This window comes from Clostridioides sp. ES-S-0001-03 (assembly GCF_020676075.1).
GTDB lineage: Bacteria > Bacillota > Clostridia > Peptostreptococcales > Peptostreptococcaceae > Clostridioides.
The window spans coordinates 256,123-273,167 of sequence record NZ_JACVWJ010000001.1; the positions used below are offsets into that span (position 1 = coordinate 256,123).

Consider the following 17,045-nt stretch of genomic DNA (forward strand, 5'->3'; position numbering starts at 1 on the left):
AATGAGAAAACCTATAATTGCAGGAAACTGGAAAATGCATAAAACAATAAAGGAAGCTTTAGAATTTGTAAATGAAGTTAAAGGAAAAGTTAATGCTGATAAGGCAGAAGCTGTTATATGTGCACCATTTACTTTATTGAAGGATTTAAAAGAAGCTACTAAGGGTACAAATATAAAGATAGGTGCTCAAAACATGCACTTTGAAGAAAAAGGAGCATTTACAGGAGAAGTTTCACCTCTTATGTTAAAAGAAATAGATATGGACTATGTTATAATAGGACATTCAGAAAGAAGACAGTATTTCAATGAAACTGATGAAACTGTAAACAAAAAAGTTTTAAAAGCTTTAGAAGTAGAAATAGACCCAATACTATGTGTTGGTGAAACTTTAGAGCAAAGAGAAGCTGGAAAAACTAAAGATGTTTGTAAAGTTCAAGTTGAAAAAGCTTTAGAAAATGTTCTTAAAGATGATTTAGCAAAAGTAGTTGTTGCATATGAGCCAATTTGGGCTATTGGAACTGGTAAAACTGCAACTGCTGAAGATGCTAATGATGTTATATCTTATATAAGAGAAGTTATAAAAGGATTATATGGAGAATTAGCTAATGAAGTTAGAATACAATACGGTGGAAGTGTTAAACCTTCAAATGTAGCTGAAATAATGGGTCAAAGTGATATAGATGGAGCTTTAGTAGGTGGAGCTAGTTTAGCTGCTAATGACTATTTAGACCTTGTTAATTTCTAAGGAGTGAAATGATGAAAAAACCAGTTGCTTTAATTATTATGGACGGATTTGGATATAATAAGGAAGTTAAGGGAAATGCAATTGCTGAGTCCAAAACTCCTAATTTAGACAGAATAATGAAAGAATATCCAAACACATTAATAAATGCTAGTGGTCTTGATGTTGGTCTACCTGATGGTCAAATGGGAAATTCAGAAGTTGGCCATACTAATATAGGTGCAGGTAGAATTGTATATCAAGATTTAACTAGAATAACAAAATCTATAAAAGATGGTGATTTTTTTAATAATAAAGTTTTATGTGAAGCTATGGACAATGCAAAAGAACATTCTCTTCATGTAATGGGTCTTTTGTCTGATGGTGGAGTACATTCACATATAGACCATCTTAAAGCTATAATCAAAATGGCAAAAGATAAAGGTGTAGAAAAAGTATATGTTCATGCATTTACTGATGGTAGAGATACTGACCCTCAAAGCGCATTGGAATATGCTAAGGAAGTACAAGCTAGTATGAATGAAATTGGAGTAGGTGAATTTGCTACAGTTTCTGGTAGATACTATGCAATGGATAGAGATAAGAGATGGGAAAGAGTAGAGCTTGCATACAATGCCATGGCTAGAGGTATTGGCGAAAAAGCAACTTCTATTGAAGAAGCTATTCAAAACTCTTATGATAATGGAAAAAATGATGAATTTATAATGCCAACAGTTATTGTTAAAGATGATAAAGCAGTTGGAAGTATAAAAGAAAATGATTCAATTATATTCTTCAATTTCAGACCAGATAGAGCAAGACAAATAACAAGAGCTTTAGTAAGTGAAGAGTTTGATGGATTTAAAAGAGAAGAAATTAAAAACTTCTTTGTATGTTTAACAGAGTACGATATAACTATAAAAGAAGTGCATATAGCATTTGGACCACAATCTTTAACTAATACTCTGGGTGAATATCTTGCGAAAAATGGAAAAACTCAATTAAGAGCTGCTGAAACTGAAAAATATGCGCATGTTACTTTCTTCTTCAATGGTGGAGTAGAAGAGCCAAACAAAGGTGAAGAGAGATTATTAATACCTTCTCCAAAGGTTGCAACTTACGACTTACAACCAGAGATGTCTGCATATGAATTAACAGACAAAGCTTTAGAAAAACTAGGAGAAGATAAGTTTGACTTTATAGTTTTAAACTTTGCAAACCCTGACATGGTAGGTCATACAGGAAATATTGAAGCAGCTATAAAGGCTGTTGAGACTGTAGATACTTGTGTAGGAAAATTAGTAGATAAAATAATAGAGCTAGGTGGAAGCGCAATAATAACTGCTGACCACGGAAATGCTGAATACATGTTAGACCCACAAACAGGAAAGACTGTAACAGCCCACTCTATTAATCCAGTACCATTTGTGGTTGTTGGACAAGAATTTGAAGGTGCAAAATTATTAGACGCAGGAAGATTATCTGATATAGCGCCAACTGTTTTAGATATGATGAAGTTAGAAAAACCAGAAGAAATGACTGGTCATTCACTTATTTCAAAATAGTTAAGCTTAATAAGTATTATCTATTAATCTAGTGCCATTTGAAATTTTTGCTAAAGAGTTTGAATATGCAAAATTAGGTGCTAGAAATTGAATTAATAAGTTTATAAATTGAATTGATAAGTAGAATAGTAACTTACAATAAAGTAAACTTAAAAGTATTTCAGTCTAAGTGAATTTTATAAAGTTTAAATAAAATGATGTAAAAAATAATAATTAATATATATTATAAAATCAAAAATTATTAGAATCATTAGTTGTAAATTTTGTGTTTCATGTTTTAAGTTTATCTGTATATTTATGTATTGAAGATTGATTTTGGCTAATAGATAAGTTAAAAATTATAAAAAATAAAATAAAAATAGAAACTTTTACAAATTTACCCATCAAATAAATTTGTATCTAATTTTCAAAAATAACTTTCTGTACTATAATATAATAAGTAGATTAAAACTAGTAGACGGATGTTTACAGTAAATGAAAATTTAACTAATAGAAAAATCGAAGGGAGATATACAAATGTCAGTTATTGAATTAGTATATGCTAGAGAAGTATTAGACTCAAGAGGAAATCCAACTGTAGAAGTTGAAGTAGTATTAGAAGATGGAGCAATGGGAAGAGCAATAGTTCCATCAGGTGCATCTACAGGAGCTTTTGAAGCTGTTGAATTAAGAGATGGAGACAAAGGAAGATACTTAGGAAAAGGTGTAGAAACAGCTGTTGCTAACGTAAATGAAATAATAGCACCAGAAATCGAAGGAATGGATGCATTTGACCAACCAGCTATAGATGCAATGATGATAGAATTAGATGGAACTCCAAACAAAGGTAAATTAGGAGCTAATGCTATATTAGGTGTTTCAATGGCAGTAGCTAGAGCAGCTGCTGATGAAATAGGTTTACCATTATTCCAATACTTAGGTGGAGTAAATGCTAAGCAATTACCTGTTCCAATGATGAACATATTAAATGGTGGAGAACATGCTGATAATAACGTTGATGTTCAAGAGTTCATGATATTACCAGTAGGAGCTTGTTGCTTTAAAGAAGGTTTAAGAATGGGAGCAGAAGTATTCCATTCATTAAAGAAAGTTTTAGGAGAAAAAGGATTAGCTTGTGGTGTAGGTGACGAAGGTGGATTCGCTCCAAACTTAGGTTCAAACAGAGAAGCTTTAGAATTAATAGTTGAAGCTATAACAAAAGCTGGATATAAGCCAGGAGAAGATGTTATGTTAGGACTTGATGTTGCTGCTACAGAAATGTACAACAAAGAAACTAAAAAATACGTTTTAGCTGGAGAAGGAAAAGAATTAACTGCTGCTGAAATGGTTGCTTTATATGAAGATTGGTCAAACAACTTCCCAATAATAACTATAGAAGATGGTTTAGATGAAGAAGATTGGGATGGATGGAAATTATTAACTGAAAAATTAGGAAACAAATTACAATTAGTTGGAGATGACTTATTTGTTACTAATACAGAAAGATTAGAAAAAGGAATTGAAAATGGAGTAGCTAACTCTATATTAGTTAAAGTTAACCAAATAGGTACAATAACTGAAACTCTAGATGCAATAGAAATGGCTAAGAGAGCAGGGTACACTGCTGTTATATCTCATAGATCAGGAGAAACTGAAGATTCTACTATAGCAGATTTAGCTGTTGCAGTAAATGCTGGACAAATAAAAACTGGTGCTCCATCAAGAACTGATAGAGTTGCTAAATACAACCAATTATTAAGAATAGAAGAAATGGTTGGAGAGCAAGCTAGATACTGTGGATTAAAATCTTTCTATAACTTAAAAAAATAGTTTTTAAGGATTAAAAAGATAGTATAAAAGATTTTAAGTTTATCTTATAAGAGATAAATGGGATAAGTGTTAATTGATTTTTCAAAGCACTTATCCCTTTTTATATGTAAGCCATTTTTATTAGGAAAATAAATAAAAGCTTTGAAATAATTGCTATAATTAAAAACTATAGATATATTTTGATGGCTTTTGATATCAGTTTTGTTTGTGATTTATAACATAATAGTCTTGAAATGACTATATTATTGTGATACACTAAAGAGTAATGAAATTTAAGTAATAGAAAGATAGGAGGGGCAAGAATGGGCAACATTTTAATGGGTGTGCAAGTAGTACTAGGGATTTTACTAGTAATTAGCATAATGCCTCAAGATTCTAAGAATGCTTTACCTTCAGAGTTTGGTGGAGAAGGAAGTCAAGCTTACTTTAAACCAAAAGGAAAACAAGCATTTCTTGCTAGAGTTACAAAGATAACAGCAGTATTATTTTTTATAAATGCATTGGCACTACTTATAGTTAAGAAGTAGTGGTATTGTTGAATAACTGGCCATTATTTAATTAGTGCATTTTGGTTACATTTAAAAATTAAATTTAGTTTTTAATAAAAGTACGTCAACATAAAAAAGTACGTAAAGTAAAAGCTGGACTAATGATTTTATATTATTGGTCCAGTTTTTATTTTATGAATTGAGTCAGATATTTATAAAATAAATTTTTGATATATCTATTTTTGTTATATAGTTTTTAATATCTAGCTTTTGATATATCTAATTTTTAATCATTCTAGTATGCACAATCAACTTGATAATTTGCAAAATAGATACCATACTAAGCATCATTATTAAAAAAAAGTAGGAACTGTTAGTATATTGTGTATTTGTTAATATAAACTTTAATAAAAGAGTGTTGATTATTATTGTTAAAAGACCCATTAATTTACCAAATAAATTATAGTTCTTTTTTAAAATAGTGTTTTGAATTAGCAGTATAATTGCAATTATAGTAAAAACGATAAGAATAGCTATTAGAGCTATTTTAAGTGATTCAATAGGATAATCTCTTTCAAAGTTTCTGTTAGTGTATGTTACCCACCTATGCATTCCCATTCTTGTATTTGCATATTTTTCAAAAACCTTACATCCTATTAGAAAAGCAATTTGAAATAGTATTGTAATACTATAGAGTGTTTTCTTCATTAGTATTTCTCCTTATTATATTAAATTATAGACAAACTAAAAATATTATATTGATTTATATTATAATGTTTACTACTAAAATATTATAATATAAATCAATATAATTTAATAGTAAGATATAAATAGAATGCTGTATAGAAATTTTGTATAAAAAGTAAGATGAAGTATAGATATTTTGTATAGCCAACATTATGTATAAGCTGTAGAATTATTGAATAGAAAAAAGCTATATGATATACTTTTTAGATGAAAACTAGATAAGATGGAGGGAAAAACGTGAAAAAAAGGTTATTAAGTTTAATATTATGTATAGCTATGATTGCGACTTTATTAGTTGGGTGTTCAAACAACAATTCAAATGAAGCAAGTAATAAAGATGCTAATGCGGAAAAGGTTACAGCTGACCCAGTTGATACAACAAAAGTATTTGTATCACCTAAGTGGGTAAAAAGTGTTATTGATGGAAATCAACCAGAGTCTAAAAATTATGTTATTGCAGAAGGCTCATGGGGAGCAACTGAACAAAATGAAGGCTACTTGAAACAGCATATACCAGGAGCTATTCATATTGATACAGACTCTTTAGAATATGATAATGATGAAGGAGTAAAAGATTTTGATAATTATAATATCAAACCAGCAGATGTAGTTGAAAAAGTATTACTTAGCAATGGTATTACATCAGATACAACTGTTATACTATATGGTTCTGATTCAGGAGTAGATAGAATAGCATTCATTTGTCTTTGGGCTGGTGTTAAAAATGTTAAAGTTATGGATGGGAGTATTGAAGCATGGAAAAATGCAAAATATGATGTAGAAAAAGGAGCAGTAGAGCCAAAATCTCAAAAAGAGTTTGGTGTAAAAGTTCCAGCTCATCCAGAATATGTAATGGATATAAAAGATGTAGAAAATAAATTAAAAAATGACCCTAACTTTAGACTAGTAAGTATAAGAAGCTTAGAAGAGTTCTCTGGAAAAACAAGTGGTTACAATTATATTAATAAAGCTGGAGAGCCAAAGGGTGCTGTATGGGGGCGTGCAGGTACTGATGCAAGCAGTATGCAAGATTATATGAATGAAGATGGAAGCTATGTAGATTTTGATAAAGTATTAGGTTATTTTAGAGATATTGATGTGACAAAAGATACAAATACAGCATTTTATTGTGGAACTGGATGGAGAGCAACTATTCCTTGGTTAATGTGCTATGAAAATGGATGGAAAAACATCACTTTATTTGATGGTGGATGGTGGCAATGGCAAACACAACCTAATCTGCCAGTACAAGTAGGAAATCCTAAAGAGGGGGATGTTAAGTATACAACTGTAGGTGAATTATCAACTGATAAAGCTAAAAAATAATATAAAAAAAGAGGATATGCCAATATAATTTTTATAAGTAATAAGCTATATGCTATTTTTAAAAAAAGCTTGAAATTTTATGAGTTTCAGTAAAGAATGCAAGTTTCAATAGAGAATATAAATTTCAATATAAAAGGTGAACTATATTTATTATAGTCCACCTTTTTTATATTTTTTTGAGTTATGAGTAGTACTTATTTTCTGTATATATTTATTACAATATCAATACATATTTACTATGCTATCAATATGTGTTTCTTACAATACAAGTATATATTTCTTATTATACCAAATTATACTATAGGATATTACTAAATAAGATTATTCTGTTTTAAGATAAATATTATTATAAATACTGTGATTATGGAAAATGCAGAGGTAAATACTACAATTTGTCCAGCAAGTTCACTATCAGAATTCATCTGTTGGGCCATTGTAAATGAAGAAATAGCAGTTGGAGCAGATAACATTATCATAAGTGAAGCTAATTCTACATTTCTAAATCCAAGAAAAATGCTAATTGGTAAAAATATAGCAGGTATAAGAATAAGTTTTCCGCACACCCCCAGTATAATTGGTCTTATATGTCCTTTTATAGCAGAAAAGCTGAAAGACCCACCTAGAATTATAAGTGATAGGGGAGTAGCAATTTTGGAAATATCACCAATGGTTTTATGTAAAAATTCAGGGATTTTAATATTTAAAATAAGCATTATCAATCCTATTACAGAAGCTATTATGAGAGGATTTGTTAAAACACCTTTAATCATGTGCTTTATATTTATTTTACCACCTCTAAAAATCTCAAGTATTATGACTGATAATACATTGAACATAGGAACAATAACTGCAATTAATAAAGATGTAACCCCAATATTTTTATCACCAAATAGTGAGATTGTTACAGGTATACCAAATATAACAAAATTACTGCGAAAGATACCTTGTATTAATGCACCTCTTGTTTTATTATCTTTTTCAATTTTAGGTATAATAAAAACTAAGAGTAAAAAGATTGAAAAAATACTTATAATAGCTACAGCCATAAGCTTGAGGTTAAGAGAACCATTTAAATCCGTATTGTATATATTAAAAAATAATAGTAATGGCAGGAAAGATTTGAAACAAACATTATTCATTTTATTTAAAGTATGTTCATCAAATAAACTTAATTTTTTCAGAGCATACCCAAGTGACATTGTGAGAAACAAAGGAAGAACGACATTTATAGATAGAATTAAATTTTCCAAAGTTTATTCTCCATAACTTGACAATTCGATTAAATTTCCATCAGGGTCTCTTAAGTAAATAGACTTCATTTTACCAAAGGCTCCTGTGCGTTCTACAATTCCTTGCTCAATTTTAATCCCATTTTGTTCTAAGTTTGTTTTTATCATGTCAATATTAGTATTTATCTCAAAACACAAATCAGCACTACCTGTTTGTACGTTTTTGCTGTGAGGTGAAAGTTCATGACCTTTTAAATGGACATTTATTTTGAAATCTCCAGAGTAAAGTTCATATCTTTCATTTGCCATCTTTAATGTAAAACCAAGCTTTTTATAAAAATTTATGCAGTTTTCTATATTATTAGTAGTAATGACCACATGGTCTATTTTTTTTATCATAATAACTCCTCGAAATTTTATATAGATTTATTAAATGTGTTGATATCTTCTTTTAATAAGGCATAAAATAATAATTAGTTAAATATAAGAAATAACCTGAAATTAATTGATTTAATAGTTAAATAAAATATAAAAAATAATTCGAATCCATTGAATCAACAATTAATTAAAATAGAAAAATAATTTAATAGCAATTAAGCTAATCATTAATTAAGTGTAACAAATTAATGATTAGCTATAGTAAATCTAATTAATTAGAATAACTCCCTTTAAGTGTAAATCTATCTAAAATATGCCCATCCATGGCTTCAAAAAACTCATTCATATAAAATCCCTTTTCAAGATTAAGAGTAGTATCAAGGGCAAACACATGTATTTCATAAACATGTGGTCTATCTGGAGGAGCCATACCACCATAAACACTAGCTTCTAATCTACCAATATCACCTAATTTACTATGCCAACTAGTAGTCCCTTGAATAAAATCAGTAGCTGTTATGCTTTCATTTTCCTTTAATTCATCTTTTGTTATATTTGCAGCTAGCCAATGTATCCATGCAAATCCACATACAGGAACTGAATCTTTGTCCTCTAAAAATACAGCAAAGGACACTGTATGCTCTGGAGCATCTTCAAATTTTAGAGGTAATGAATATGTAGGCATACCACCTTTATTAAATTGATTTCCTCTTTTTCCATATTTATCTTCTATAACACCGTTTACTATACCTGTACTAGTTACTTTCATAATAATTTGCCTCCTAAATATATAATAAATTAATAAAAATTTTCTGTAAGTTTATTATATACCAGTTGTAAATAATGGTAAATTACTTACTTTACCATTCTCTAGCATGAAATTAATTCCTATATCTTGCATTATAGCCAAAGCATCTAACATCTGCTTTCCACGAATAGGTGTAAGTGAATATTCAACTTTAAGTGGATATCCTTCATAGGTTTTTTTATCAACCAGACCAAATTCAATCAATTCTTTAAGTTGTTCAAGCAACATTTTTTGGTTGATTCCATTAATCTCTTTTTCTAGTTTTGATAGAGAAGTTGGACCTATACGTAATCTCCATAATATAATAGACTTCCATTTACCTTTTATCATATCATGTGTTAGTTCTAATGGACATGTATATTTTTCACGAAGCTTCAAGTATAGTCACCTCCAATTTATTTTGCCAAAATACGTTTTGAAGCAAGTTTATATACAAGTTCAACTTTTTTATTTGAAACATCCCATGAGTTTAATTCGTTTTTTACTAAATCTGGATGTTTTTTACTTATGTCTCTGAGAGCATTTCCAACAGATTTTCTTAAGTATTCACTGTCCTCATCTTTTAAACTAGAAAGCAATGATATAGCTACAGTGGGGTTGGTCTTAAAATAGTCTCGGATAGTCCAAACTCTAAGTCCTTCTGTTACAGCTCTCTTTATATTTGGGTTGTCAGAACTTAACCACTCTTTTATCACAGGAAGTGATTTATCATATCCAACTTCACTACAATAATAATCAAATGATTTAGCTAATATTTCTTGTACTCTCCAGTTTTCATCTTTACTCACATTGTTTTTTAAAAATAATAAGGCTTCAGAAATATCTATTGATATAAAGCCTAATATAAACACTGCTAATTCTCTTACTTGATAGTATTCTGATCTATATAAGTAAATTGATAGATAATAACACTTCTTTGAGTCATTATTTTTCACAATTTTTTTAGCAATATTTTCGATTTCTTTAAAACCATTTTCTATGGTAATAATTTTTGCAATTACTTCTTCCAAGTTTATCTCCTCCAATAAGTAGATTAGTTTAAATTTAATATATTATTTATAATAAAAAAATTTATTTAATTTATATAAAATAAAGACTTGTCAAAAAACGTTTGCAAGCCTTTAATATTAGAATAAATAAAAAACAATAAAAAATCAACCTAATTTAACATATAAATTTACTTTTATTATAAGTTTTATATTATAAAAAGTTATATTTAAAAAATTAATTGAGTTATATAAATTTAACTTAATTTGAGTATACTAATAGAATAAATTATTATATAGTAATACTTAGATGGAATGAATATTTTACCAATTCTATATGATGGTGTATAATTAGGTGATAAAGTAGCTGTAATAATGATATTTTAAGTAAATTACAATTGTGCTTATGATAACTTAAACTATTATTAGAGAATTATCATAACTTTTTTAAAGATTTATTAAGATAATTTCAATTAAATATAAAAAACATATAATAATTGATTTAACTTGAAACAATAATAAAAGAATATAAAAAACGGTGTGTGAAGATATATGAAAGGTAATATAGAAGATATACAAAGGGTAATATAATAGAAAACTAAAAAAATAATATAACAAGAAAGTAAAATAGGAGGAAAAAATGATACCAGGACTTAAAGAGAGTTTGTTAGGATTAATAAACGAAAGTGCATATAATCCTCTAAAAAAGGAAGAATTAGCAGAAATTTTTGATATACATTCATCAGAAATGCCAATGTTCTATAATTTTTTAGAAGAATTAGAGGAAGATGGATATATATGTTTTACTAAGAAAAATAAAATAGTATCATCAAATCAAATGGGATATTTTGTTGGTAAATTTACATCACATAAAAAAGGTTTTGGATTTGTAGAATCTGATGTTGAATACACACAAGATTTATTTATCTCAAGTGACAATATAAATGGAGCTATGCATAATGATAGAGTTATGGCAGAGATAGTTGTACCTGCAACTGAAGAAAAAAGAGCAGAAGGAAGAATCGTAAAAATTATAAAGAGAGAAATAACTAAAATAGTAGGTACTTTTCAATCAAGTAAAACTTTTGGATTTGTAACACCAGACAATAAGAAATTTACTAAGGATGTATATATACCTAAAAGATATTTTAGTGGTGCAGTAGATAATGATAAGGTAGTTTGTGAAATTACAGTATGGCCACAAGAAGATAGAAAACCAGAAGGAAAGATTATAGAAATACTGGGTCAAAAAGGTGAAAGAGGAGTAGAAATAGACTCTATAATAAGAGAACATGGTCTTCCAGAAGAATTTCCTAAAAAGGTATTGCAAGAAGCAGAAGCTGTTGCTGTTGAAATTCCAGAAGAAGAGGTAAAAAGAAGAAGAGATTTAAGAGATTTAAATATATTTACTATAGACGGAGATGACGCAAAAGATTTAGATGATGCTATATCAATAGAGGTATTATCTAATGGAAACTTTAAATTAGGGGTTCATATAGCTGATGTTACACATTATGTAAGAGAAAAAAATAAATTAGATAAAGAAGCTTTAAAAAGGGCTACATCTGTGTATTTAGTAGATAAAGTAATTCCAATGTTGCCAAAGACTCTTTCTAATGGAGTATGTAGTTTAAATCCATTTGAAGACAAATTAACTCTTTCTATATTTATGGAAATAGACCATAAGGGAAATGTAGTTAAGCATGAAATATGTGAATCTATAATAAATTCAAAGGCTAGAATGACTTATACAGAAGTATCCGATATATTAGAAAAAGATGATGAAAAGCTTAAAAAGACTTTTGAACATGTTGTAGATGATTTTAAAAATTCTGAAATTTTGGCTAGAATTCTTATGTCAAGAAGAGAAAAAAGAGGGGCTATAGACTTTAACTTCCCAGAAGCAAAGATAATTCTAAATGGAAATGGAGAAGTTGCAGATATAAAACCATATGAAAGAAGAATTTCTAATAAAATAATAGAAGAGTTTATGCTTATAAGTAATGAAACAATTGCTGAACATTTTTATTGGATGGGTATACCATTTGTGTATAGAATACATGAAACACCATCTTTAGAAAAAATGGAAGAATTGAGTAAATTTATATCTACATTTGGATATACGATAAAAGGTGATAAAGAAGAAGTACATCCAAAGGCATTACAAGGAATAATAGAGAAGATAAAAGGCAAAACAGAAGAGGGAGCAATCAGTACCATAATGCTTCGTTCTTTAAAACAGGCTAAGTATTCACCAGAATGTAGTGGACATTTTGGGTTAGCTGCTAAATTCTATTGTCACTTTACTTCACCAATAAGAAGATATCCTGACCTTCAAATTCATAGAATAATAAAAGAGTCTTTAAATAATAAGATAAATGGAAAGAGACAAGAGCAACTTACTACTATAGTAGATTATGCATCTGTTCAATCATCTGAAAAAGAGAGAAAAGCAGAATTGGCTGAAAGAGATGTACATGACTTCTATAAGGCTCTTTATATGAAGGATAAAGTTGGTCAAGAGTTTGAAGGTGTTGTATCTAGTGTAACTTCATTTGGAATATTTGTTGAGCTAGATAATACTATAGAAGGATTGATAAGACTTGCAAATATGAATGATGACTATTATATCTATGATGAAAGTTCTTATAGTGTGTTAGGTGAGAGAACCAAGAAGTCATATAAAATAGGTGACCTTGTTAAGATAAAAGTTGAAGGTGTAAATGTAGACTTTAAAGAAATTGACTTTGAGATAGTTGAAAAGATTGAAGAATAAACAAAATATAAAGAATAAGGTTTAATATTTGAAAATAAGAGTAAACAGGAAAAAATTAATATCTTAAAATAGGAAAATACAGAAATATTTAAAAGTAGACATGAAAATTTGTAGTGTTTATGGTATGACTAAATGTAGAATATTTGATAAAAAGTAGATGTTTAGACCATATTTAGCATTTAGCAAAAATATATATTAAAAAAATAGATTTTTATAGGAAATAAGTGTATCATTTAGAAATTGAGATACACTTATTTTTTATTTTATATAATTTTGACACGATAACACATGTATTTTACTAAAAAGATAGAACTAATTTATGCAATATTAGTGCATGTGTGTGCGTAATAAAATTCTTTGGTTCAACATCAGAAATATTACCTCATGTATACTTTGATTTTTAAGATGTAATGACATTTTTTTTAGTGAATTTTCTTGTCAATACCTTTTGTTATGAGTTAAAATTATAAAAATACTACTTAGGAGGTAAGTAATTATGGGCATGATAGGAAGTTACTTTAGAATAAGTGAAGAAAATATTTTGAAATTACAACAATCAACAGATAACTTAGAGGATTTTATGTTTGAAGATGTGCAGGAAGATAGCAGTATTAATATTGATAAAGCATGGCATGCAATTCAGTTTACTCTAACTGGTTGTCCTTTTGGTGGAGATGATGCTAATATTTTTAGTAAATTAGTGTTGAGTGGAAACACATTTATGGAAATTGAAGGAGAATTTTATCCTATGCTGATTACACCCGATGATGTAAAAAAACTATCAGAGGCAATGAACAATTTGGAAGAACAAGAATTTAGAAAAAAATTTAGTGTCAGTGAAATGCTAGAAAATGAAATTTATCCTGTTATGGATGATGAAGATGAGGATGAATTTTTTGAATATGTATGGGCTAATTTAATCGAACTTAAAAAATTTATGCAAGTAGCTTCTAATGAGGGACAAGCTGTAATATTTTGTATAATGTAATGATTATTATAAAGCTATTTATCATAAGATTGTAAGTTTTATAAAGTTGTTTACTATAAAGTTGTAAATTTTAATAAAGTTAGATATGAGTAAATGATGCCTTTATAAACGTACATATTGAAACAGCAGTAGAATGTAATCCAATTATAGTAATTTTAAAAGAACTTTTTAAATAGTAATATTATCTTTAGACACTTCAATTATTTTTAAATCACTATAGTACAGAAGTCATTAGTATATAAGCGTATTTATTTTATTTATTAAGAGAAATTAGAATCTTTAGAAAAAATTTAGAAATTTCTAAATAATATCTTAAGTTTTAGAATTTATTATGGAAATATAATAAAAAATTAATAAAAATAAAATACTATAAAATGATTTATGGGGGTGTACTTATATATGGAAATGAAAATATCAGTGTCTAATCTCAGTAAGAGGTTTGGTTCAAAATTGGCTCTTGAAAATGTAAACATTGAAATTGATAGTGGAATGTTTGGGCTTTTGGGAAGAAATGGAGCAGGAAAAACAACATTTATGCGAATTCTAGCTACTTTATTGTCAAAAACTGATGGCTCAATAGATATGTGTGGAATTCCTATAGAAAAAACGAAAGAAATTAGAGATATGGTTGGTTACCTTCCTCAAGATTTTTCAATGTATCCAAATATGACAGTGTATGAAGCAATGGATTATCTAGCTGTTTTATCAAATATACCATCAGGAAAAAGAAGAAAAATTATCAATAAGTTATTAAGTAAAGTAAATTTAACTAATCATCAAAGAGTAAAAGTAAAATCTTTGTCTGGAGGTATGAATAGAAGACTTGGAATTGCCCAAGCGCTGATTCACAATCCTAAAGTTTTAATCGTAGATGAACCAACGGCAGGACTTGACCCAGAAGAGCGTATACGATTTAGAAATTTATTATGTGAGATTGCCAATGATAGAATAGTTATATTATCAACACATATTGTAGGAGACATAGAAGCAACCTGTGAAAATATAGCTATATTAGATAATGGAAAAGTTATATATAATGGAACAACTGAGGCATTAACAAAACTTGCTTATGGAAAAGTATATAGTGTTGAAGTAGATAAAAAGGACATAGAAAATATAAAAAATAGATTTGTAGTTATAGGTATGTTGACTCAAGGTGGAAAAGCTACACTTAGAATCATATCAGAAGAAAAACCTTTTGAAACAGCAGTAGAATGTAATCCAACTATCGAAGATGGCTATATGCTTATGATGGGAGGAAATAAGATATGAATCTATTTATAAAAGAGTGTAAAAACATATTAAAAAGTACAGTCTATTATGTTTTTATTGTAGTATTAGTAGTTTTCTATATTTCACAACTTGGAAGCTCAGTTTCAGAAGATGTAAGCAAAAATATTCCTAATGAAGGGAATCCATTAGTTGCTCCTCAAAGAGTAGAAAACATTGATGAATACTACTTAAAACACAATCAATATCCATATGGTCAAAAAGAATCTTTGAAGTCTGATAAAGTAATTCCAAGTGCAACTATAAGTTTAATTAGAGAATATCAAGAAAATTCATATACAACATATCCAATGGGAATTATTAAGCATATAAAATTAAATGAAAGTAAGACCCAAACTATAGAGAAGTATATTGAGGAGATAACTGGTAACAGTATTGACAAAGTAAACTCAATTTGGGAAAGTGGAGAAAATATAGAAATAAATTCTTCTAAATTATCATTTGAAAGATTTGAAGAAATAATGCAAAGCATAGATGAAATTTTAGGTGGTGGGTCTGCGTATGCCATTGATAAATTACAAAGATTTGGTATAGTTCCAATTACTTATGAAGAAGCTATGCAAAATTATAACTATACAATACAAAAAGATAAAGTAACTAATGGTTATGCAAGAATTTTTTGTGACTATATTGGTATAATTTTAAGTATATTTCCAGTATTTGTAGCAGTTTTTATGTCAATGAAAGATAGACGTTCAAGAATGAGCGAAATTGTCTATTCAAAACAAGCATCAACATCTAAAATAATTTTATCAAGATATTTTGCTCTTGTATTTATGATGATGTTGCCAGTTTTAATTTTAGGTATAAAAGAATTACTTCCTTTAATTTCATTTGCTAAAGATGAAGGAATTTCTGTTGATAATTTAGCATTTATAAAATATACACTGTGGTGGTTATTGCCAACTCTTATGATAGTTACAGCTGTAGGAGTGAGTCTGACTGTTTTAACAGACACACCAGTAGCAATTATTGTTCAATTAATTTGGTGGTTTTACAGTATAAACTCTATAGGTCTTGAAGGAGATTATCCATCAATGGGACTAATGATAAGACATAATAATGTACTAAATGGAACTATTATAGCAGAAAACTTTAATACTATTATGAGTAATAGACTTTTAATAGGATTGGGAGCATTAATAATTGTCTTGATAACTACATTTTTATATGAACAAAAAAGAAGGGGGAATCTTAATGTTGGTTCAAAGTTTTCAAAATTATTTAGTTTTAATAAAAGAAAACTTCAAATTAAGCACTCTAATTAATCTAATATGTTCAATTGGTATGTTATGTTTGATTCCATTTATACAAGGGGTAGCAAATTTAGATAGTGTTTCAGCAGCTATATGTCTTGAAAACTATGTTATAATAGTAGGAATAATAATGATAGTTCCTATATTTTACTTAGAACAATCAAAGGAAATTGATGAGATAGTATCATCAAAATCAGTATCTCAAGTAGTTATACAATTAATAAGAATAATAATGTCAATTATAAGTATACTTGTGTTAATTGCTGGATTTGTACTGATGTTAAAACATCTTGGAGGCAATTTTCCTATATTTAAATATATTGTGGGGAGTTTTGCATCAGCTATGTTTATAGGAAGTTTAGGTATGTTATTTTCTAATTTATTTAACAATACTATTATAGGATATATGGTATCTATAGGATATTTAATTTTAAATATGATGACTAAAGATAAGTATGTTGGAAATTTCTTTATAATGTCTATGAGTCGAGGTAGCTTTGATGAAAAGTATTGGTTGATATGTGGAAGTATTGTGCTTATAGTTGTATCTCTTTTGATAAAGCCAATAAAGAGAAAGATTGGTTAGTTAGATTAAAATTGTTTATTGTAGGTAAATCAAATAGAGTAATAATAGGCATTTTTAGGTTAATAATCAGAACTATAATAAAAGTTATTAGA

At 28.2% G+C, this 17,045-nt stretch carries 16 protein-coding genes; 10 read left to right on the plus strand and 6 right to left on the minus strand.

What is annotated here, in order from left to right; translation table 11 throughout:
• Position 1: 1 nt before the first annotated feature.
• From tpiA to secG, 4 genes are all read left to right on the plus strand, one after another.
• Complete coding sequence (tpiA, locus tag IC174_RS01115) at positions 2-745, plus strand: triose-phosphate isomerase (protein ID WP_227433775.1); 744 nt, start codon at positions 2-4, stop codon at positions 743-745.
• An 11-nt stretch (positions 746-756) separates the two neighbouring features.
• A complete protein-coding gene (gene gpmI, locus IC174_RS01120; protein ID WP_413926637.1) occupies positions 757-2,286 on the plus strand; it encodes a 2,3-bisphosphoglycerate-independent phosphoglycerate mutase in 1,530 nt (509 codons plus the stop codon).
• Positions 2,287-2,802: 516 nt separating this feature from the next.
• Complete coding sequence (gene eno / locus IC174_RS01125) at positions 2,803-4,095, plus strand: phosphopyruvate hydratase (RefSeq protein WP_227433777.1); 1,293 nt, start codon at positions 2,803-2,805, stop codon at positions 4,093-4,095.
• Between the two features lie 302 nt (positions 4,096-4,397).
• Positions 4,398-4,622: a preprotein translocase subunit SecG gene (gene secG / locus IC174_RS01130; protein WP_227433778.1), complete on the plus strand. Its 225-nt coding sequence runs from the start codon at positions 4,398-4,400 to the stop codon at positions 4,620-4,622.
• Between the two features lie 240 nt (positions 4,623-4,862).
• Here secG and IC174_RS01135 read toward each other — a convergent pair whose 3' ends face one another.
• Positions 4,863-5,291 carry a hypothetical protein gene (locus IC174_RS01135; RefSeq protein ID WP_227433779.1) on the minus strand — a complete coding sequence of 143 codons (429 nt, stop codon included), beginning with the start codon at positions 5,289-5,291 and terminating at the stop codon, positions 4,863-4,865.
• A 276-nt stretch (positions 5,292-5,567) separates the two neighbouring features.
• On the opposite strand from IC174_RS01135, the gene IC174_RS01140 reads away from it, so the two are divergent.
• The gene (locus IC174_RS01140; RefSeq protein ID WP_227481910.1) at positions 5,568-6,656 is read left to right on the plus strand and encodes a sulfurtransferase; all 1,089 of its coding nucleotides are present in this window, start codon (positions 5,568-5,570) and stop codon (positions 6,654-6,656) included.
• 311 nt (positions 6,657-6,967) lie between these two features.
• Here IC174_RS01140 and IC174_RS01145 read toward each other — a convergent pair whose 3' ends face one another.
• From IC174_RS01145 to IC174_RS01165, 5 genes are all read right to left on the minus strand, one after another.
• On the minus strand, positions 6,968-7,855 hold the full coding sequence (locus IC174_RS01145; RefSeq protein WP_413926957.1) for an AEC family transporter: 888 nt from the start codon (positions 7,853-7,855) through the stop codon (positions 6,968-6,970).
• A 54-nt stretch (positions 7,856-7,909) separates the two neighbouring features.
• Positions 7,910-8,284, minus strand: coding sequence for a VOC family protein (locus IC174_RS01150; RefSeq protein WP_227481912.1), 375 nt, complete (start codon positions 8,282-8,284; stop codon positions 7,910-7,912).
• A gap of 250 nt (positions 8,285-8,534) precedes the next feature.
• Positions 8,535-9,032 (minus strand): YbhB/YbcL family Raf kinase inhibitor-like protein, encoded by a 498-nt coding sequence (locus IC174_RS01155; protein ID WP_227481913.1) that lies wholly within the window; start codon positions 9,030-9,032, stop codon positions 8,535-8,537.
• Between the two features lie 54 nt (positions 9,033-9,086).
• Positions 9,087-9,449 carry a winged helix-turn-helix transcriptional regulator gene (locus tag IC174_RS01160; protein ID WP_227481914.1) on the minus strand — a complete coding sequence of 121 codons (363 nt, stop codon included), beginning with the start codon at positions 9,447-9,449 and terminating at the stop codon, positions 9,087-9,089.
• Positions 9,450-9,466: 17 nt separating this feature from the next.
• Positions 9,467-10,081 carry a DNA alkylation repair protein gene (locus IC174_RS01165; protein WP_227481915.1) on the minus strand — a complete coding sequence of 205 codons (615 nt, stop codon included), beginning with the start codon at positions 10,079-10,081 and terminating at the stop codon, positions 9,467-9,469.
• 616 nt (positions 10,082-10,697) lie between these two features.
• On the opposite strand from IC174_RS01165, the gene rnr reads away from it, so the two are divergent.
• The 5 genes from rnr to IC174_RS01190 all read left to right on the plus strand — a co-directional run bounded on the left by rnr (position 10,698) and on the right by IC174_RS01190 (position 16,953).
• A complete protein-coding gene (gene rnr / locus IC174_RS01170; RefSeq protein WP_227433786.1) occupies positions 10,698-12,833 on the plus strand; it encodes a ribonuclease R in 2,136 nt (711 codons plus the stop codon).
• A gap of 496 nt (positions 12,834-13,329) precedes the next feature.
• A complete protein-coding gene (locus tag IC174_RS01175) occupies positions 13,330-13,821 on the plus strand; it encodes a YfbM family protein (RefSeq protein ID WP_227481916.1) in 492 nt (163 codons plus the stop codon).
• A gap of 399 nt (positions 13,822-14,220) precedes the next feature.
• Positions 14,221-15,093, plus strand: a complete 873-nt coding sequence (locus tag IC174_RS01180; RefSeq protein WP_227433788.1) for an ABC transporter ATP-binding protein — start codon at positions 14,221-14,223, stop codon at positions 15,091-15,093.
• Positions 15,090-16,379 (plus strand): ABC transporter permease, encoded by a 1,290-nt coding sequence (locus IC174_RS01185; protein ID WP_227481917.1) that lies wholly within the window; start codon positions 15,090-15,092, stop codon positions 16,377-16,379. The genes IC174_RS01180 and IC174_RS01185 overlap by 4 nt, the downstream gene beginning before the upstream one ends.
• Complete coding sequence (locus tag IC174_RS01190; protein ID WP_227481918.1) at positions 16,309-16,953, plus strand: ABC transporter permease; 645 nt, start codon at positions 16,309-16,311, stop codon at positions 16,951-16,953. Before IC174_RS01185 ends, IC174_RS01190 begins: the two co-directional genes overlap by 71 nt.
• The last annotated feature ends 92 nt before the right edge of the window (positions 16,954-17,045 follow it).